This window comes from Micromonospora parastrephiae (assembly GCF_016802865.1).
In the GTDB taxonomy this organism is placed as follows: Bacteria; Actinomycetota; Actinomycetes; order Mycobacteriales; family Micromonosporaceae; genus Micromonospora; species Micromonospora parastrephiae.
On record NZ_JAEVHM010000045.1, the window covers coordinates 15,651 to 34,261 of the forward strand.

At 70.8% G+C, this 18,611-nt stretch carries 18 protein-coding genes and 1 pseudogene; 8 read left to right on the plus strand and 11 right to left on the minus strand.

Annotated features, from left to right (window positions below):
* Positions 1 to 6: 6 nt before the first annotated feature.
* From JNW91_RS12285 to JNW91_RS12305, 5 genes are read right to left on the minus strand one after another with little or no spacing between them, the layout of a single operon-like run.
* Entirely contained in the window at positions 7 to 1,260 is a 1,254-nt protein-coding gene (locus tag JNW91_RS12285) for a beta-ketoacyl-[acyl-carrier-protein] synthase family protein (RefSeq protein WP_203174974.1), read from the minus strand.
* Between the two features lie 33 nt (positions 1,261 to 1,293).
* The gene (locus tag JNW91_RS12290) at positions 1,294 to 1,563 is read right to left on the minus strand and encodes an acyl carrier protein (RefSeq protein WP_309244332.1); all 270 of its coding nucleotides are present in this window, start codon (positions 1,561 to 1,563) and stop codon (positions 1,294 to 1,296) included.
* Positions 1,560 to 2,534, minus strand: a complete 975-nt coding sequence (locus JNW91_RS12295) for an LLM class F420-dependent oxidoreductase (RefSeq protein ID WP_203174975.1) — start codon at positions 2,532 to 2,534, stop codon at positions 1,560 to 1,562. Before JNW91_RS12295 ends, JNW91_RS12290 begins: the two co-directional genes overlap by 4 nt.
* A gap of 2 nt (positions 2,535 to 2,536) precedes the next feature.
* Positions 2,537 to 3,376, minus strand: a complete 840-nt coding sequence (locus tag JNW91_RS12300; protein ID WP_203174976.1) for a hypothetical protein — start codon at positions 3,374 to 3,376, stop codon at positions 2,537 to 2,539.
* Positions 3,377 to 3,412: 36 nt separating this feature from the next.
* Positions 3,413 to 3,844: an SCP2 sterol-binding domain-containing protein gene (locus JNW91_RS12305; protein ID WP_203174977.1), complete on the minus strand. Its 432-nt coding sequence runs from the start codon at positions 3,842 to 3,844 to the stop codon at positions 3,413 to 3,415.
* 284 nt (positions 3,845 to 4,128) lie between these two features.
* Between JNW91_RS12305 and JNW91_RS12310 the strand changes: the two genes are divergently transcribed.
* On the plus strand, positions 4,129 to 5,373 hold the full coding sequence (locus tag JNW91_RS12310) for an NAD(P)/FAD-dependent oxidoreductase (RefSeq protein ID WP_203174978.1): 1,245 nt from the start codon (positions 4,129 to 4,131) through the stop codon (positions 5,371 to 5,373).
* A 29-nt stretch (positions 5,374 to 5,402) separates the two neighbouring features.
* A complete protein-coding gene (locus JNW91_RS12315) occupies positions 5,403 to 6,647 on the plus strand; it encodes a cytochrome P450 (protein ID WP_203174979.1) in 1,245 nt (414 codons plus the stop codon).
* Positions 6,648 to 6,784: 137 nt separating this feature from the next.
* Here JNW91_RS12315 and JNW91_RS12320 read toward each other — a convergent pair whose 3' ends face one another.
* Positions 6,785 to 8,005: an NAD(P)/FAD-dependent oxidoreductase gene (locus JNW91_RS12320; RefSeq protein ID WP_203174980.1), complete on the minus strand. Its 1,221-nt coding sequence runs from the start codon at positions 8,003 to 8,005 to the stop codon at positions 6,785 to 6,787.
* 51 nt (positions 8,006 to 8,056) lie between these two features.
* A complete protein-coding gene (locus JNW91_RS12325) occupies positions 8,057 to 9,145 on the minus strand; it encodes a nitroreductase family protein (protein ID WP_203174981.1) in 1,089 nt (362 codons plus the stop codon).
* A gap of 124 nt (positions 9,146 to 9,269) precedes the next feature.
* On the opposite strand from JNW91_RS12325, the gene JNW91_RS12330 reads away from it, so the two are divergent.
* The 5 genes and pseudogenes from JNW91_RS12330 (at position 9,270) to JNW91_RS32185 (ending at position 13,720) form a co-directional block, all read left to right on the plus strand.
* On the plus strand, positions 9,270 to 10,511 hold the full coding sequence (locus tag JNW91_RS12330; RefSeq protein WP_203174982.1) for a cytochrome P450: 1,242 nt from the start codon (positions 9,270 to 9,272) through the stop codon (positions 10,509 to 10,511).
* A gap of 253 nt (positions 10,512 to 10,764) precedes the next feature.
* Positions 10,765 to 11,337 carry a class I SAM-dependent methyltransferase gene (locus JNW91_RS12335; protein WP_203174983.1) on the plus strand — a complete coding sequence of 191 codons (573 nt, stop codon included), beginning with the start codon at positions 10,765 to 10,767 and terminating at the stop codon, positions 11,335 to 11,337.
* Positions 11,338 to 11,414: 77 nt separating this feature from the next.
* Complete coding sequence (locus tag JNW91_RS12340) at positions 11,415 to 12,197, plus strand: class I SAM-dependent DNA methyltransferase (RefSeq protein WP_203174984.1); 783 nt, start codon at positions 11,415 to 11,417, stop codon at positions 12,195 to 12,197.
* Between the two features lie 27 nt (positions 12,198 to 12,224).
* Positions 12,225 to 12,683: pseudogene (locus JNW91_RS33930) on the plus strand (flavin-containing monooxygenase); the annotation flags it as partial.
* 47 nt (positions 12,684 to 12,730) lie between these two features.
* Positions 12,731 to 13,720, plus strand: a complete 990-nt coding sequence (locus tag JNW91_RS32185) for a flavin-containing monooxygenase (protein WP_238424838.1) — start codon at positions 12,731 to 12,733, stop codon at positions 13,718 to 13,720.
* A 97-nt stretch (positions 13,721 to 13,817) separates the two neighbouring features.
* Here JNW91_RS32185 and JNW91_RS12350 read toward each other — a convergent pair whose 3' ends face one another.
* The 3 genes from JNW91_RS12350 to JNW91_RS12360 form a co-directional block, all read right to left on the minus strand.
* The gene (locus tag JNW91_RS12350; protein ID WP_203174986.1) at positions 13,818 to 14,657 is read right to left on the minus strand and encodes a M56 family metallopeptidase; all 840 of its coding nucleotides are present in this window, start codon (positions 14,655 to 14,657) and stop codon (positions 13,818 to 13,820) included.
* Positions 14,658 to 14,760: 103 nt separating this feature from the next.
* On the minus strand, positions 14,761 to 15,138 hold the full coding sequence (locus JNW91_RS12355; RefSeq protein WP_309244333.1) for a BlaI/MecI/CopY family transcriptional regulator: 378 nt from the start codon (positions 15,136 to 15,138) through the stop codon (positions 14,761 to 14,763).
* A gap of 49 nt (positions 15,139 to 15,187) precedes the next feature.
* On the minus strand, positions 15,188 to 15,610 hold the full coding sequence (locus JNW91_RS12360; protein ID WP_203174988.1) for a hypothetical protein: 423 nt from the start codon (positions 15,608 to 15,610) through the stop codon (positions 15,188 to 15,190).
* 189 nt (positions 15,611 to 15,799) lie between these two features.
* Here JNW91_RS12360 and JNW91_RS12365 point away from each other — a divergent pair, with 189 nt between their 5' ends.
* Positions 15,800 to 17,092 carry a hypothetical protein gene (locus JNW91_RS12365; RefSeq protein ID WP_203174989.1) on the plus strand — a complete coding sequence of 431 codons (1,293 nt, stop codon included), beginning with the start codon at positions 15,800 to 15,802 and terminating at the stop codon, positions 17,090 to 17,092.
* A gap of 56 nt (positions 17,093 to 17,148) precedes the next feature.
* Here the strand turns inward: JNW91_RS12365 and JNW91_RS12370 are convergent.
* On the minus strand, positions 17,149 to 18,611 hold a 1,463-nt coding region (locus JNW91_RS12370; RefSeq protein ID WP_238424839.1), incomplete at its 5' end, for a condensation domain-containing protein.

Here is an 18,611-nt window from a genome sequence, read left to right on the forward strand (position 1 = left end):
CCGCGTTCACGCCGCGACTCCGGCGTCCGGTCGGCAACGGCCGAGGATGAGCACCGCGTTGTTGCCGCCGAAGGCGAGCGCGTTGTTCTGCACCACCCGCAGCTCCGCTTCCCGGGCGTGGTTGGGCACGCAGTCCAGGCCGCACTCCGGGTCGGTCTCGACATGGTTCACGGTCGGTGGGATGAAGCTCTCGGAGATGGCCAGTGCGCAGGCGGCCGCGGCGAGCGCGCTCGCCGCTCCCATGGTGTGGCCGATCATCGCCTTGATCGAGATGGTGGGCGGAGGGCGGTCCCCGAAGACCCGCCGAATGGCGGCGGCCTCGGTCACGTCGTTGGCTCGGGTGCCGGTGCCGTGCGCGGAGATGAAGTCGATCTCCTCGGGCTTGACCCCGGCGTTGTGCTGCGCCAGCTCCATGCACCGGGCGATGCTGTCCCGATCCGGCGCGACCGGATGGTGCGCGTCGCAGTTCAGGCCGTACCCCAGCACCTCCGCGTAGATGCGGGCGCCCCGGGCCCGTGCCGACTCCAAGCTCTCCAACAGCAGGATGCAGGCACCCTCCCCGGTGAGGATGCCCCGCCGGTTGCGGTCGAACGGCTGACACGCCTCCGGAGCGATGGTGCCCAGCCGGTAGAAGCCGGTGAAGGTCTTGCGGCAGAGGGCATCGGCGCCGCCCACCAGCGCGACGTCCGCGTCACCGAGGCGAATCGCGTCGTAGCCGTGCCCCACCGCGTAGTTGCCGGCGGCACACGCGGTGGGGATGGTCACGGTCTCCACGTCACGCAGGTCCAACTCCCGCACGATGCTCGTGGAGAGGCGCACCGCGGGCACCCGGCTGGCGACGACGGGATCCAGTCGTGGGTAGCCCTCGCGCACCTCGGTCTCGGTGAGCCGGTCCAGGTCGTGGGACTCCCCGTCGGTGGTGCCCACCGAGACGAGCGCCCGCCGGTCCCGGAGCACGTCCAGCGGCAGCCCGGCGTCCTCGACCGCCATCCGGGCCGCGGCGACGGAGAACTGACTGGCCCGTCCCAGGCTGCCGGCCGGCGTGTGCCGCAACCATTGGCTGGCGTCGAAGTCCTCGATCTGGCATCCGTTGGCGTACGCGAAGCCGTCGGTGTCGAAGGCCGTGATCGGCTTGGCGCCGGTCCGGCCGCTGCGCAGGCCGGTCAGGAAGTCTGCCGCACCGATGCCGATGCTGCTGACGACTCCCAGCCCGGTCACCACCACCCGGGTGGGTCCGCTGCGATCTTCAGGGTTTTCCATGGCCTCCCCGTCCACTCGGGCCCGGCAGCCGGATCAGCGGCTGGCTTCCGCCTCGGCGACGACGGCCCGCACTCCGTTGAGGTTGACCATCCGGCTCAGTTCGGCCTGGTCGATGGTGATGTCGAACTCGCGTTCCAACGCCGCCAGGATCTCGATGGCGCGCAGTGAGTCCGCGCCGTGGTCCTCCTTGAACAGGCTGGTGTCGGTCACGTCGGCGGGTTCCATCTCGAGGACGTCGCAGACGATCTCCTTGATCTGCTGATCCCGACGGCTGTCCCCGACGAGTTCCGGTGAAGTGCTCACATTTCCTCCCTGGATGCTGACCGGGTCGACGGGTCGCTCCCCGGCTGAACAGTGGCGACCTCTTCGACCAGCCACTCCATCGTTTTGATCATTTCTGCCGGTCGCATGGAGAGATCCAGGACCAGAAGCGAGACACCGGCGTCGCGGTAGGCGTCGAACTGGGCGGCGACCTCGTCCGCCGATCCGGTGATGCTGACCCGGTCGGACATGAAGTCCATGACCGGGAAGGGAGGCACCAGGCCCCGGCGCACCGTCACCATGATCTCCGCCGGGTCCCGTCCAGCGTCGTGGCTGAGCCGGGCCAGCGTCTCGCGGCCGGCGCGGATCTCGTCCGGGTACAGCTCGTGGGCCAGCCAACCCTCGCCGAGCCGGGCGACGCGACGCAGCGCGTGCTCGGTGTTCCCGCCGACGAAGACGGGCGGGCCGGTCTCGCTGTGCGGGCGGGCGGCGAGCCACATGTCCTCGAAGTCGACGAACCGTCCGTGGAAGGAGACGGGCCGCCGGCCGCGCCAGAGCGTCCGCATCACCTCGATGTACTCGTCGGTGCGGGCCCCCCGCTCGCGACGGGGCACGCCGACGATGGCGAACTCCTCGTCCATCCAGCCCAACCCGGCCCCGAGGATGATCCGGCCGAGCGAGAGCTGGTCGAGGGTGGCCAGCTCGGAGGCGAGGATGACCGGGTTGCGGTAGGGCAGGGCGAGCACGTGGGTGCCCACCTTGATCTTCTCGGTCACCCCGGCCACCAGGCCCATCAGCGTGAGGGGCTCCAGCCAGGCGACACCCCAGTTGTACGCGTCGGCGGTCTTCGCCCGGGGATACAGACAGCTGCCGTCACGCTGTTTGGGCAGTGCCACGTGGCTGCTGATCCAGAGCGAGTGGAAGCCGAGTTCGTCGGCCGCTTCGGCGACGTCGATCAGGTACCGACGACGGCCCGGAGGTCCGACCGTCGGCAACGACAGGCCCAGCTGCATCATCACTCCTCAAAGCTCGGGTGGGACGACACGGACAGCGCCGGGCAGGGCCGGCGCGGTGCGTGGGCGACCAGGGGCCGCAGTGCGGTGACGACGTCGAGAAGCCCGGGGACCACCAGGTCGGCCCAGCGCCCGACATCCGAGCCGGCGGGCGCGACCGCGACGACCGTCGCCCCGGCCCGACGGGCGGCGGCACCGAGTTCCGCGCCACCGGTGACCACCACGACACCGGCGGCCGTCGCGGACCGGGCCAGAGCCAGTCCGACCAGGACCTCCCACCGGCAGTCGTCCGAGCCGTACGCCCGGCCGCCCGACAGGTGCCGGTCCAGGCCGGTGGCACGTAGCTTGAGCAGTGCGTTGGGTCGCACCGCGGCGGCCACCACCCCCTGCCGCAGCCCGGGACAGTGCCGCGAGACCAGTCCGACCACCTCGCGTCCGACACCCGGTGGCCCGTCGACGTCCGTCGGGCGCAGCCCTCGCTGACTGAGGACGAGGGCGAGGGCCGCCAGCAGCCTGGGCAGCCTGCTCGCTCGTTCACCGTTGCGCCCCGACCTGTCCAGCAGGTCAACGGCCACGACCGGGTCGGTGCGCCGGTCCGGACGGTACGGAATATTCGGCGCCGGCCGACCGAGCAACCCGGCCAGTGCCGAGCGGTGCAGCTCACGGTCCAGGTCGGGAGTGGGCACGAGGGTGGCGAGGTCCCAGAGCAGCAGCGGTGTCGTGACCGGAGGAGGCGGCGACGGGCGCACACCGCCGGCCAGCAGGCCGACCGGCGTGTCCGCGAAGCGCACCGCACGCGGTGACGCCAACGCGACCCGCCCGCTCTCCGGCCAGGAACCCATCACCCCTCCTCCTGCGCACCGCTGCCCGCCCACCGGTCAGGACGGACGCTCGAACCAGTGCTCGAATTTCGCCGCGTAGAGCGTGTTGCCGGAGAGCTTGACCTTGCCGCGCAGGAACGCCTGCATCCCGTTGATCCGTCCGGTCACCAGCCGCAGGAAGGTGGGCAGCTCCACCGTCGTGGTGAGCTGTGGAGATTCGACCTGTCCCCGACCGGACTCGCAGACGCCGTCGTGGATCCGGACGAAGTACTCGTGCGGGCCGTCCGGCGTCTTGATGACGTACTGGAAGTCGGCCTGCTGGCCCTTCGCCCGGTCGGCGCGGAACACGTCGGGCATGTTGCCGAAGACCTCGTCGAGCAGCCCACCCACACCGCCCTCGTGCTCCTGGGCAAAGGCGAAGACGTCCGACTCCGACCGGGAACCGGCCGCCTGCCTGATCCGCTCGAACCTCGTCGTGTCGATAGCCATCGAAGAGGGGCTCCTCCCGCTCGGTTCCGGTTCGGGGTCGGCGACCCCTGGTTACTGAAGACCACCATCACCGGCCGCCGGGGCACAGCGCCGAGAGGGCAGTGCTTCCGCACCCCCCCGTGCTGGACGGTCCGGGACACCGAAGAGGGCACCCGATCGGCCCCCCTCTTCGGGCGTTCACGCCCCTCTGCCCTCGCTGGTTGGCTGCCAATGGTCATCACGCACGCGACGGCACGCCCGGTGGATGGCGCCGGGCGGCCGGGACGCGCCGGAGCGGAGGCACGATGTACGACGTCATCGTCATCGGGGGACGCTGCGCCGGCTCCCCACTCGCGATGCTGCTGGCGCAACTCGGGCACCGGGTGCTCGTGCTGGACCGGTCACACTTCCCCAGCGACCGGCTGTCCACCCACTACGTCCAGCCCAGCGGCCTGGCCCGGCTCCGGCGCTGGGGTCTGCTGGACCAGCTCGCCGCGAGCGGCTGCCCGCCGATCAGGGAGGCCCGCTGGTGGTTCGGTGAGACGCTGGTCAGCGGATTCGCGCCGGAGGTCGACGGCATCGACATGGCGTACGCCCCGCGACGCACGGTGCTCGACGCTCTGCTGGTCAGGGCGGCCCGCGACCGGGGCGTCGAGGTGCGGGAGGGGTTCACCGTACGGGAGCTGCTGTTCGACGGCGACCAGGTCTGCGGTGTACGCGGCCGGAGCGCGGGCGGAACGGACGAGACGATCAGAGCCACCGTGGTCGTGGGCGCGGACGGCCGGCACTCGATGGTCGCCCGCGCGGTCGGCGCGGAGAGCTACGACGAGCGGCCCGCCTACACGGTCGTCTACTACACGTACTGGCAGGGGCTGTCCGCGCACCGCCGCAACCGCAACGAGGTGTTCATCCACGAGGACACGCAGATCGGGGTGATACCCACCCACGACGACGCCTACCTGATCCAGGCGGCCCGGCCGCACTCGTTCGCCGCGACCTACCGCACGGACATCGAGGGGCACTACCGCCAGGCGATCCGCGAGGCGGCTCCCGCCCTGGACCGGGAGCTGGACGGCGCCACGCGGGTGTCGCGGTTCCTGGGGACGGCGGCGCTGCAGAACTACTACCGCCGCCCGTACGGGCCCGGTTGGGCGCTGATCGGTGACGCCGGCTTCCACAAGGACCCGCTGACCGGCCAGGGCATCAGCGACGCGTGGCGGGACGCCGAGTCGCTCAGCGCGGCACTGCACGCGACGCTGACCGGCGCCGAAGGGTGGGACCAGGCGATGTCGGAGTACGAGCGCCGGCGCAACGCCGACTCGGCGATGATGTACGACTTCACCTGCGAGGCGGCGAGCTTCGAGTTCGACCCGATGACCCGGCATCTCGTCCAGGTCCTCGCCACGTCGCCGGAGCACGCGAACCGCTTCTTCGGCGTCATCGCCGGAACCGTGGCCCCGGAGGACTTCTTCTCGCCCGACAGCCTGCTGGACATGCTCGGGCGGCTGCCGGAGGACACCTTCGCCGACGAGGGCGACCTGGTCGGTTGAAGCCGTACCCGCCAACCAGGGAGACAACCGTGAGCGGCACCCCGACGTCGCAGCTGACCCCGCCCGTCCTCGACGATTTCGACCCGTACAACCCGATCTTCCGCGCGGACCCGTACCCCGAGTACGAACGCATCCGCGCGGTGGGAGGCCCGGTCTACTGGGAGTATCTCGACTCGTATCTCATCGCCTCGCACGCGGACGCCACGGCCGTGCTGGCCGAGCCGGGCCTGCGGGTACAACCGCCACCCGAGGTGGCCGAGATGCTGCTCTCCATGGTGCCGACCGAACTGCACCCGATGCAGCAGACCCTGCTGTTCCAGGACCCGCCGGACCACACCCGGCTCCGGAACCTGACCCGGCGGGCGTTCTCGTCGTCGGCGATCGCCGGGGTGCTCGCGGAGGGTCGTCACACCGCCCGGGCGGTCCTCGACCGGGCGGTGCGGTCGGGTCGGCTGGAGGTGGTCGACGACCTGGCCTTCCCGGTCTCCCTCCAGGTGATCGGCGACCTGCTCGGGGTGCCGCGGTCGGACCTGCCGCTGCTCAAGGAGTGGGGGCAGGCGCTCTCCCCGGCGGCGGACATTCCGGCCGCGGCCGGCTCGCTCGAGCGTGCCCTGGAAGGCTTCCAGGCGTTCGACGACTACTTCGGCCGGCTGGCCGAGCGTCGCCGCCGGGATCCGGGAGACGACCTCTTCTCCGCCCTGGTGCAGGCCGAGGCCGAGGGGGTCATATCCCGTGACGAGCTGCACGCCAACGCGATCCTGACCTTCATCTCGGGCCACGAGACGCTGGTGGCCTTCGCCGCCAGCGCGTTCCTCTGCTTCCTGCGTCGTCCGGATCAGCTCACGCTGCTTCGCCAACGGCCGGAGCTGGCCGCCAACGCGGTGGACGAGGTGCTCCGGTACGAGAGCCCGCTCCAGCTGGCGACCGCCGGCGGGGGCCGGTGGACCCAGCAGGATCTGCTGGTCGGCGACCACGTCATCCCGGCCGGACAACGGGTGCTCGTCCTGCTGGGCGCGGCGAACCGCGATCCGGCCGTCTACCCCGACCCGGACCGGTTCGACATCGTCCGGCCCGCCTACCGGCACCTCTCCCTCGGGCACGGGCTGCACTTCTGTGTCGGCGCCGTGCTCGCCAGGCAGCAGGGCAGCATGATCCTGGAGGAGTTGGCCGCCACGCGGGCCGAGTTCGAGGCAACGCTGACCGAGCTGGACTGGATGCCGCTGTTCATGCAACGGCGGCTGGCGGCGCTGCCGCTGCGGGTCGACCCGCGCTAGGTGCGTTGCCCGAGGCAGGCCGGTCGTGTGACCGGCCTGCCTCGGGCCGTGTGGCGTCGGTGCTGCGCTGTCGTCGGAACACGCGCTCCCCCGCCCGCGACTTCGCGGGCGGGGGATTCAGGTCGTGCGCGCGGCGGTCAGGCCGGCTGGTCGCTACCCGTACGGGCACGCGCGGCCTCGGTGCGGGCGATCAGGTCGTCGGTGAAGAAGTCCTGCCAGGTGTACATACCGGCGATCAGTCCGAAGAACCTGTCGACCTGCTCCTGGTCGCCCTCGATCACCCGCAGCACGTCGAGCAGCTCGGGCATGGGCTCCAGGCGGGCCGCCTGGAGGTTGAAGTAGTACTCGGGCATGGCGTCCTCGTCGCGCCGGGCACCGTATTGGCTGAGGGCGGCGTCGAGCGGGCCGTCCCCCGACAGGGCCGGGATCAGATGCTCGGCGAGCAGGTCGGCGTGGCGGACGGCGTCGCTGATGCCGAACGCGCCCACGGGATCCTTGTGGAATCCGGCGTCACCGACGAGCGCCCAGCCCGGGCCGGTGGCCTGCCGGAAGAAGTTCGGCAGCCGGCCCGTCCCGACGAACCGCTCCTCGCGACGACCGTCGCGCAGCCGCTCGGCCAGCGCCGGTGCGGCCACCTCCAGCGCCTTCCAGTAGTTGCCCTCGACGTCCTTGCGGACGTCCTCGAACTCCTCACGCGGCCACTGGATGCCGACCATGACCTGGCCGTCGTTGGTGGGCACGACCCCGACCGCGCGCCGCTGGTTGACGTAGACCTCGTAGTCGGCGGGCACCCCACTCCAGTACGTGTAGTACAGACAGCAGAGGGTGGGCACCTCCTCGTACATCGGCGCCTCGACGCTGCGCGCCACCGCGGAGTCGATGCCGTCGGCGCCGATCACCACGCGGGCGCGCTCGGTGAAGGGCGTGCCCCGGTCGCTGTTGCCGGTCACGCCGACCACCCGGCCGTCCTCCCAGAGCAGCCCGTTGACGTTGACCCCCTCCCGCACCTCGGCGCCCGCCGCGCCGGCGGCCCGGACCAACATCGTGTCGAGCACGTAACGGCGGGGCCCGTACGCGGCGCGGATTCCGTCGATCGGTGGCGCGCAGCCGGTGACCGAGACGCCGGACAGGGTCCAGCGGGCCACCTCCAGCGGCGGGCAATTGGTCTGGCGCAGGTCGTCGAGGAGGCCCCAGCGGGCCAGCCGGGCGATGGTGGGCTGGTGGACGTAGTGCGTCGACATGGTGTCGCTCGGAAAGGTGGCGCGATCGAGCAGCAGCACGCGGTGGCCGGCCCGGGCGAGGAGCATGGCCGTGGTGGATCCGGCGCAACGGGCGCCGACCACGATCGCGTCGTACATGGGTGGTCCTCCTGCCGATGAGCGGGGGTGGGTCGGATCGGATGTCCGGTTTCAGCGCAGAACGGCAGCGACCGGCCGGCGGGGGCTGGCCGCCGCCGGCCTCGTGGGGTATCCGATGCGGAAGGTGACGAGCGCCTGGGCGGCCGGGTCACCGACCAGGTCGGCGAGGATCCGCCCGAACTGCGGGGGCGCCCCGGTCTGCCGCTCACGGTCGGCCCGCACGGTGAGCATGTTGAGGTGCCCGACGGCCAGCCCTCGCGAGGTCGCGAAGAGGTGGATGCGCTGCAGCAGCCGTCCACCGGTGATCCGGTCGACGACGTCACCGGCGTCGGGCACGGTGACGATGGCGAACGCCGCCGCCGTGGGTACGTGCACCTTTCGCGTCTGGCGCAGCCAGAAACGGTCGGCCATCCGGCGTGAGGGTGCGGGCAGCCACCCACTGATGCGGGCCACCAGCGGGTGCATGCCCTGCGTCGCCGTGGTCATCCCGTCGGCGTGGCGGCGCACCTCGGCGTCGCTGCCGCGAAACCAGGCGTGTCCGGCGCGGGACTGCTCCTCGTCCTGGATGATCTCCTCGGTCGCCGCCACCAGCGCGGTGCCGATACGGCGCCGCTCCTGGGCCGTGGTGAACCAGCGGATCCCGGCACGGGGCAGGTCGACGGCGCCCAGGCTGCTGATCTCGGCGATCAGCTCGTCGGACAGCGCCTCGCTCCGGAACGGCCCCCGGTTGGTGTGCCGGGCGGGTATCGCCAGGTACAGCTCGGAGACGTCCGGTGTCCCCGGGTGCAGCAGCATGGTCGCGGCGTGCTCGGGTCGGTCCGGGTCCGGACGAAGGTGGATCTCGGGCGACCAGCCGCTGGCCCGTGCCGCCAACGACATGTTCTCCAGGGCGCAACCGAGACCGACGTTCAGCTCGCGGTCGAGCGGATCGAGCGCGCCCTGGCGTCGGGTGAGGTCGGCGAAGAGGTCGATCCGATCGGGGGCCACTCGGAAGGTCCAGGGTTGGACGTTGCGCGCGTTCGCCGCGAGGATCGCCGCCGCGACCAGCACGGCCGGTCCCTGCTCGTCGCGCCAGGTCTGCCATGGCGTGAACGCGGAGCCCCGTTCAGGCTGCGCCGGATTGAGCGCCGTGAGATCCATGGGAGCAACACTGCGGCGTCGCGCCGGTCACCGGCAGCGCCCTTCGGGCCGCGAACGTGGGGTACCCGATCGGTCAGCGCGGGTGGCCCTGTCCGGAAGTACGCGAATCTCCAAGAGTGGGGGAATGACTGACACGGTAACCGACGACACGGATGCGCCGGAACTGCACCTGATGAACTTCTTCGATCCCCGGTCGCGACCCAATCCCTATCCGTCGCTGCGGCAGATCCGCGAGGCGTCCCCCTTCATGGCGATGAACGGCAACCTGATGGTGCTCGCCAAGCACCACGACGTCGAGCGTGTGCTGCGGCATCCCGCGGCCAGCGCCGACCGGAGCCGGTCGAAGATCCTCAGCAGCCAGGCGGTCGAGTCCCGGCGGGAGGTCATGACCTTCCTGGATCCACCCGATCACACCCGCCTGCGAGGGCTGGTCTCCAAGGCGTTCACGCCGCGCATGGTCACCAACCTGGAGCCCCGGGTCCGCGCGGTGGTGGACGACCTGGTCAGCGATGTCGCGGCACACGGGTCGCCGGTCGACGTGCCGAGCGTCTTCGCGTATCCCGTCCCGGTGAAGGTGATCTGCGAGCTGCTCGGGGTACCGCCGGAGGACCACCGGATCTTCGGCCAGTGGTCGACGGTGCTGGGCCGGGCGCTGGATCCGCTGATGGCGGCCAACCGTGACGAGGACGTGGACCGGGAGGATGTGGAGACGCGCGCCGCGTTCTACCAGTACTTCCGCGACCTCATCGCCAAGGGCGAATGGTCGGAGGAACACCTGCTGCCCCGACTCGTCAAGGCCGAAGCCGAGGGTGACCGGCTGACCGAGACGGAGCTGCTCGCCACCCTGGCCCTGCTGGTCATGGCCGGCCACGAGACGACGGCCAACCTCATCTCGCACGCGATCCTGACCCTGCTGCGCCACCCCGAGCAGCTCGCGATGCTGCGCGACGACGTGAGCCTCATCCCGGGCGCGGTGGACGAGATTCTGCGGTACGAGCCGTCGGTGCAGATGTTGCACCGGATGGCCGGCGCCGAGATGACGTTCGACGAATTCACGGTGCCCGAGGGGATGGACCTGCTGCTGCTCACGGCCGCCGCGAATCGCGACCCCGACGTGTTCGAGGACCCGGAGCGCTTCGACATCACCCGCGGTGGGGAGAACCGACTCAACCACCTCTCCTTCTCGGCCGGTCCGCACTTCTGCCTGGGCGCGAACCTGGGCAGGCTCGAAGCCGAGGTGGCGATCGAGGCCTTCGTGACCCGGGTCGTCGATCCGCGGTTGGTCGAGGAGTCGGTGGAGTACCGCCCGCACGTCATCCTGCGTGGGCCGGAAAGCATGCAGGTGTCCTTCTCGGCGATTCGCTGACCGGCGGGGGCACCGGACCAGCCGATGGCCGGTCCCCACGGCCGTACCAGGGGCGGCTCGCCGCGCGGGTCTCGCGTGTCGCCCCTTTACTTCATGTTGGCCTGAACTGTAAGACTGTCCCCAGTCGGCCAATCTCACCAGGCCCGAAGTCGAGTCGAGGTGTTCCATGGCAATGCTGCGTGACTTCGTGCACCGATCGACGCGGCTGCTCGGCAGCCGCCATCGCGGCGCGGCGGATCCCAGTGGAATGGGGATGACTGCCGAAACCTACGACCGCCTGAGCGGCCGGATGCTGGCCGGGCTCTACGACCGGGTGGCCCGCGACGTGTGCGCGGTGGCCAGTGGTCCCGTCCTGGACGTCGGCACCGGGCCCGCGCGGCTGCTCCGGACGGTGGCATCCCGACGGCCCGACCTGCACCTCACGGGGGTGGACGTCTCGCCGCAGATGGTCGCCGTCGCGCGGCAGCGGGTCACCGAGGCCGGCCTGACCGACCGCGTCACGGTCGACGTCGCCGACGCCACCGCCCTGCCCTACCCGGACGGATCGTTCGCGGTGGTGGTCTCCACCCTGAGCCTGCACCACTGGCCGGTCCCGGTCGCGGCGGTCAGCGAGCTGCTGCGGGTGCTGCGACCCGGCGGGCGCCTGCTCATCTACGACTTCCGGTCGGCGCAGATGGAGCAGGCGGCGCGGCTCGTGAGGGCTGACGCGTCCGCCTCAGCGCGGGTCACGCTCAGCTCCGTACCCCTGAGTCGGTGGCTTCCCGTGCCGCTCTTCGCCCGGCTGAACGTCGACACCAACCCGGACGGCGCCCCGTCGAACCACTAGGTGACCTGTCGGCTACCCCTGCCGACCCGGTTATCCGCGTCTGGCTCCCATCCCTGACCGAAAGTTGAATATCGCCCATGACTGAGCACAGTGAATTCGGACCGGAATCGTACGGCGAGCGCCTCGCGGAAATCTACGACGACTGGGTGGTACAGCTACAGGACGACACCGAGCAGACGGTCACCTTCCTCGCCGACCTGTCCAAGCAGACGGCCTCCGAGACCGGCGCCGGGGACCTGCTCGAACTCGGCGTGGGCACCGGCCGGGTGGCGCTCCCGCTGGCCGCCAAGGGACTGTCCGTCACCGGCGTCGACGCCTCGGTGCAGATGCTGGACCTGCTGGCGGCCAAGCCCGGCGGCCAGCAGATCCAGCGCGTGCTCGGTGACTTCACCGACGTGCGCGTCGACCGGCAGTTCGGTGTCGTCTACATCGTCTTCAACACCCTCCTGAGCCTGCCCACCCAGGAGGATCAGGTGCGTTGCCTCCGCAACGCGGCCGAACACCTGGTCAGAGGTGGGGCCCTGGTGGTGCAGGCGTTCGTCCCCGACGTCGCGCGATTCGAGGCCGGCCGCAGCAGCGGCCAGGCGATGGAGGTCGCCCGGAAGGAGAGCACCAGCCTGCTGCTGAGCGTCAGCAACCACGACCCGGTGACGCAACGCATGTGGCCGCGGTACGGGCTCAAGGGAGACAGCGGCGTCCAGGAGTACCCCCTGCAGTTCCGCTATGTCTGGCCCAGCGAGCTGGACCTCATGGCGCGGCTGGCCGGTCTGAAGCCGGAAAGCCGGTGGGGCGGCTGGGAGGGGCAGGAGTTCACCGCTGAGTCGCCCTGGCACGTGTCGGTCTACCGCCGGGTCAACTGACCCCGCCGACCAGCAGGAGGCGCACCAGTGCAGGGCACTCGACCGTCACGGCACACCGTCATCGTCGTCGGCGCCGGCTTCGCGGGTCTGGCCGTGGGCATCCAACTGAAGCGGCGCGGCATCGACTCGTTCCTCATCCTCGACAAGGGTGACGACCTGGGCGGCACCTGGCGCGACAACGTCTACCCGGGTGCGAGCTGTGACATCCCCTCACACCTCTACTCGTACTCTTTCGCGCCGTACCGCGACGCGTCGGTGCGCTACCCGGCGCAGCCGCAGATCCTCGACTACCTCCGAAGCTGCGCCGACCGGTACGGGGTACGGGCGCACCTGCGCACCGGCGTGGAGATCGAGTCCGCGAGCTACGACGACAGCACGTGCACGTGGAGCCTCAGCGCGACCGACGGTACCCGCTTCGAGGCCGACGTGGCGGTCTTCGCCCTCGGGCAGCTGCACCTGCCCAACGTTCCGACCATCGCGGGGCAGGACCAGTTCTCGGGCGCTCGTTCCACTCGGCGCAGTGGAACCAGCGGGTGGACCTCACCGGGCAACGGGTCGCGGTCATCGGGAACGGGTCGAGCGCGGCGCAGATCGTGCCCGGCATCGTCGACCAGGTGGCCGAGCTCCACGTGTTCCACCGGTCCGCCGCGTACGTCCTGCCGAAGCCCGCGCCGGAGTTCCGGCCGTCGTTACGGTCCGCGCTACGCGTGCTGCCCGGGCTGCACCAGGCTTACCGGTCGATGCTGTTCTGGCGCTCCGAGCTGGTCCTCTTCTCGGCGCTGCGGCGGCACCGGATCGCCGGGGTGCTCGCCGCCGCGTCCCGGAAGCACCTGCACGACCAGGTGGGCGACCAGGCCCTGCGCGAAAAGCTGACCCCCGACTACCCCATCGGCTGCAAACGGCTGCTGCTCGCCAGTGACTACTATCCGGCCCTGAGCAGGCCGCACGTCGACGTCGTCCGGGATGCGATAACCCGGATAACCGCCGACAGCATCCACACGGCCGACGGGCGGGAACGACGCGTCGACACCATCATCTACGCCACCGGCTTCCGCAGCACCGAATTCCTGGCCTCCGTCGAGGTGACCGGCGCCGAGGGTGTCCGGCTGCACGACCGGTGGAAGCAGGGGGTGTACGCCTACCTCGGCATGATGGTGGACGGCTTTCCGAACATGTTCCTCATGTACGGACCGCACACCAATCTGGGGCACAACTCGGTGGTGCTCGCCCTGGAGTCGCAGGCGGACTACATCGCCCAGTCGGTGGCGGCGTTGCGGGACCGGGGCGCCGGCGCGTGGGACGTCCGTCCGGAACGGATGGCCGAGTGGCGCCGCCTCGTCGACGGCGCCCTCGACGGAATGGTGTGGAGTGACCGGTGCACCAGCTGGTTCAAGGACGCGAGCGGACGCGTCTCCACGAACTGGCCCTACCGGACACCGCGCTACCAGCGGATGGTGCGCCGAAGGAACCCCGACGACTTCCGGTTCCGGCCCGTGCGGCGGGCGGTGGAGCCGGCCACATAGGCGGCTGGCCCGCTGCCCGACGGTGACGACCATCCAATACCTGACGTCGACCGACGGAGCACGACGATCCCGGGCCGGTTGCTCCGGTCCGGGACGGTCACCACCCTCCCGGTTGCCGGCAGAACTGCTCGATGAGCGTGGCCACGGCCACGTCACCGGCCAGTCCGGCGGCGATCAGGAGCGCGCAGGGCACGTGCCGGTACACCGTCTGCCGCCCCTCCTGGTGGGACACCCGCCCCTCCAGTTGCCGTACCCGCGCTTCGAAGATCTCCGCGGTGTGCATGCCGGCCACGGCCGCGTTGAACCGCGGCGCCGAGGCGACCTTCAACAACGCGCCGGCGAGCACCTGCCGCCGGGACCGGGACAGCGCCGCCCGGTCGGCGGCCAGTTCCTGGCAGAGCAGGTGGTGCCTGAGCATGCGTCGGCTGCCGGGCACGTACCACACCAGGGCGGAGAACAGCCCGAGCACCAACCGGTTCAGGGGGTCGAGCCGCTCGGCATGATGCCATTCGTGTCGGAGCACCACGGCAAGCTCGGCTTCGGTGGCGACGGCGACGAAGCCACTGCTCAACAGCACCCTGGGCCGTAGGAGGCCGTATGTCAGAGCGAACGCGCCGCGGGAGTCGACCTGCACGATCCGGTCGGTCGGGAGGACGCCGTCACCGGCGCGCAGCAGTTGGGGATCCGGTTCCACCCGGTGGACGGCCACCCACCGGGACAGGGTCACCATCCCCATGCACTGACGCGCCAGGGTGAACGCGCAGCGGACGATCCCGGACACCGTCAGCACGATGCCGACGGCGGCGAGGACCTCGACGCCCAACCTCGGCAGCGCGCTGCCGCCACCGGCACCCTCCAGCTGGAACGAGGCCACCGCCCGGCTCATCTCCGTCACCAGGTAGCCGAGCACGACGAGCACCGTCGTCAACTGAGCCACGCGTGTCAGCGGGTACCTCCACCGGCCGGACCAGCACATTCTCAGCTGCCTCCCTCGTGTGGTCGCCGGTTGTCGCAAGCGGCGGACAGGCCGCTCGTAGCGCTCACCCGCTGGCGTCCTCGTCGCGTATCAGGCGACTCAGGCGGGACCGGATGCCGAGTTCGGCGGAGTACATGTCGACGAAGTGGGCGACGGCCATCTCACCGTGGTCGCGGATCACGTCCCGCACCGCGAGTTCCGCCGCGTCGGCCACGACCGGCTGGTAGACGTACGCGCGCCCGTTCATCTCCCGAACCAGGATGTCTCGATCGGCGAGCCTGGCCAGCACGGTCATGATGGTCGTGTAGGCGAGCGGTTCGACGCGCGCGCGATTGAGACGCTCCTGCACCTCGCGCACCGTGAGCGGCCGCGGCGCATCCCACAGCGTCTCCAGCACCTCGGCACCCAGGGTTCCTAGCATCCTGCTCAGCTGGGACGACATGGCACCCCACCTCCGTCCCGGATACACCTTGGTGACAACGGTAGCGGCTTCAGACGGCCTTCGGCATGTCCGCGGCGACCGGATGGCGACGAATCAGCGCCTCCAGGCGCACCACACCGAGGACGACGACCCCGAATCCGTACCAGAGCAGGTCGTGCCAGATCTCCTTCGACCGGCCCTGTCCGTGCAGATACATGTCCCACCCGAAACCGAGGAGCTGGGTGCCGCCGCCCAGCAGCATCAGCAGGCCGGCGAGCCGGAGGCCGGGGCGGGTGAGCAGCCAGGCGCCGAGCGCGGTCAGCATGGCGGCGCCCAGGTAGATACCGAGGTGGATCCTCCACAGCTCCCGCGGTGGTTCCGGGACGAAGGAGACGTTACGGGCGTGCCAGTAGGTGTCGAAAGCCTGACCAAGGAGGAACACGACGACACCGGCAAATACGGCGGCACGGCCGAGCGCGGGAACGGTCGGCACGGCGGGACTCCCTTCCAGGGGCACGGAAACAGGTTCAGCCTCACAGGACCGTCGACCTCCGGACACGCTCCGACGACCCCCACGATCGGTCGAGCGAGAAGGCCACCCCGGTCGGGCACATCCCACCTGACCCGGTGGTACCACTCGTCGAGGCTGGCGCGACCACGGCCAGGCAACCACGCTGCCTCGATGGACGGCGTCATCTACCTCGCACACGTCACCGGCTCTGTGGACGATCCGATCCCGCTGTCCTATGCGCTGGTCGCCGCGTGCGTCGCCCTGTACGCCTCGTTCGACGTCCTGCGCCTGAACGGACGAAGGGCAGCACCGCCGGAGCGGGTCGGACGTCCGCTGCCGGCCCTTTTGCGGTCCACTGCCGACCAGCCCCCGCTGCGCGTGGCGGCGGCACTGCTCGGCATCGGTGCCGCGACGTGGACGCTCGGCACGCTCTGGGCCGGCCCAGCTGGTCCGGACAACCCGGCTCTCGGGGCGATCTTCGGCCTCTTCTGGGTCGGCCTGGTTCCGGCGTCGCTGCTGCTCGGTCCGGTGTGGCGGCACCTGAACCCGATCCGGACCGCGCAGACGCTCATCTGTCGGACGGCCCGGATCGACCCAACGCGGGGGCGGGTTCCCCTGCCCGACCGGTTGGGTTACTGGCCCGCCGCCGTCGGCCTGTTCGGCTTCGCCTGGTGGGAGCTTGTCGCGCCGGCACGGCAGCAGCCCTCGTCGGTGGCCGCCTGGCTCACCGGGTACGCCGTCGTGCAGCTCGCCGCCGGGCTGCTGTTCGGCAGCCGCTGGTTCGAGCGAGGGGACGCGTTCGAGGTCTACTCCGACCTCGTCGGGCGGCTGTCCCCGATCGGGCGGGACGCGGACGGCACCCTGGTGCTGCGGCGTCCGCTGGCCGGGCTGGCCTTGGTCCCCGTCGCCCCCGGGCTCCTCACCACCGTGGCGGTGCTGCTCGGTGCCACCTTCTACGACAGCCTCAGCTCCGGGGCCTGGTGGCGGGCTCGGCTGGAGGACGCACCGCTACCGACGCTGTGGGCCACGCTGGCGCTGGCCGGCACGGCGGCCGCGGTGTACGCGCTGTTCGTCGCCGCGGCCGTGGCGGCCGCCCGACTCGGCGGTGTCCCGTCGGCCGTCCTCACGGCGCGGCTCACGCCCAGTCTGGTGCCCATCGCGGCCGGTTACGTCATCGCCCACTACTTCACCCTGTTCGTCGTCCAGCTGCAGAGCCTCGGCGGCGCGGGTCACGGCGGCGAGGGCGAGCTGGCGGAGGCGGCCGTGTGGGTGCCCCCGGCGTTGCTCGTCTCCCTGGTGCAGGTGGCGGCGGTGATCGTCGGGCATGTGGTCGGTAGCGTCGCCGCGCACGCCCACGCGGCCCGCGTACTGCCGTCGGCCCGGCTCACCCGGGCCATGGTGCCCATGCTGGTGTGCATGTTGGCGATCACCTTCTCCGGGCTCGCACTGCTCTGGGCGGCCTGACCTACGGGTGCCGCCGAGCCCGGTGGCGCCCGGTCCCGCCGGGCGCCACCGGGGTTTCAGCGCACCTGCTCGGCGATCTCCTCGAGGGTCGAGACCAGCAGGTCGACGAAGCGATCGATGGTCTCCGGCGTGTGCCGGTTCGCGCTGTATCCGATGGTGAGACTGAGCCGGCCGGCGACGACGTATCCCACGACGTCGAGCAGCCGGACCCGCGCGCCTACGTCGCTGCGCTGCTGTCCGTACGACATTCGCGGCACACTGAGCAGGTCGCTGCGGAGGAACACCTCGTCGACCTGCCCCAGGTAGTTGACACCCACCTCGGCCTGCGGCATCGCGGCGAGCACCTCGGCCTCCTGGTCGGTGCCCAGGTACCGCAGCAACCCGTAGTGGCCACCGTGCGTGGGCACCGCGCGTAGCTGCCGGCTGACCTCGGTGACGCCGGACAGCACCGGCGCCGCGACGTCCATCTCCACCAGCACGGGGGCCAACGTGGAGAACCGGCCGACGGTCCGGCTGACGTTCAGCTCCCCGAGAGGCAGATCGCGGCCGTGCCATTCGAGGTCGATCAGCACGCGACGGATGTCCCCCCGCGTGCCGCCGCCGGTCACCGGCAGTGCCCGCAGCACCGCGGCCGTCAGTGCCTCACCGAGATCCACCGAGGTGCGTCGGGCGAGGAGGCGGACCAGTGACTCGGTGGTGCGATGGGCGATCCGCACGGTCACCGTGCGCAGCGATGTCAGGTCGTTCGCACCCTCCGTCTGATCGCAGCGGACCGCGTCGACGTCGCGTCGCTCCGGCGCGGTCCAGTATTCGAGTTCGTCACGGACCGGTGCGCTCTGCGCGTACGCGCCCAGTTCCCGTGTCCAGGCGCGGAACGGACTCGTCTTGCGCGGCAGCGTCGCCGAACCGCTCGCTTCCAGCTCCGCGTAGCAGGCGAGCAGGTCCTCGATGACCGTACGCCCCGAGTAGTGGTCGACGGCCAGCCAGTGCGCGAGGAAGAGCAGGCAGTGCGGACGCGGCCCCATGTCGAAGTAGGCCACCCGCAGCAGCGGGCCGGCGTGCAGGTCCAGGCTGCGCTGCCAGCCGTCACTGATCTTGATCACCGCGTCCTTCTGGGCCGCGGTGCCCAGCCCTGCCAGGTCGTGTACGGCGAACGGCAGCTCGGACGCCGGGTCGAAGGGGACGACCTCCGCCTGCCAGTCCCCGCCGGAGTCGGTGAACCGGAGCCGCAGCGCGTCGTGGTGCTCGATGACCTTGGCCAGTGCGGTGCGCAGCAGCCCCAGGTCGAGCGGTCGCTGTAGGGACAGCAGGAACGAGGCGTCGTTCCAGTGGTCCCGCTTCGGCAGGTCCTGGGCCAGGAACCACTGCTGCGACGGAGTCAGGTCGCTCGGTCCGATCGGCTCCTCCGGCCCGGTCTCGCCGACGGTGGTGGCGGTGGTTGCTTGTTGGGCGATGGTGGGGTTTTGGAAGATGTGTCGGAGGGTGAGGTGGAGTCCGGCGTTGTCGGCGGCGGCGGTGG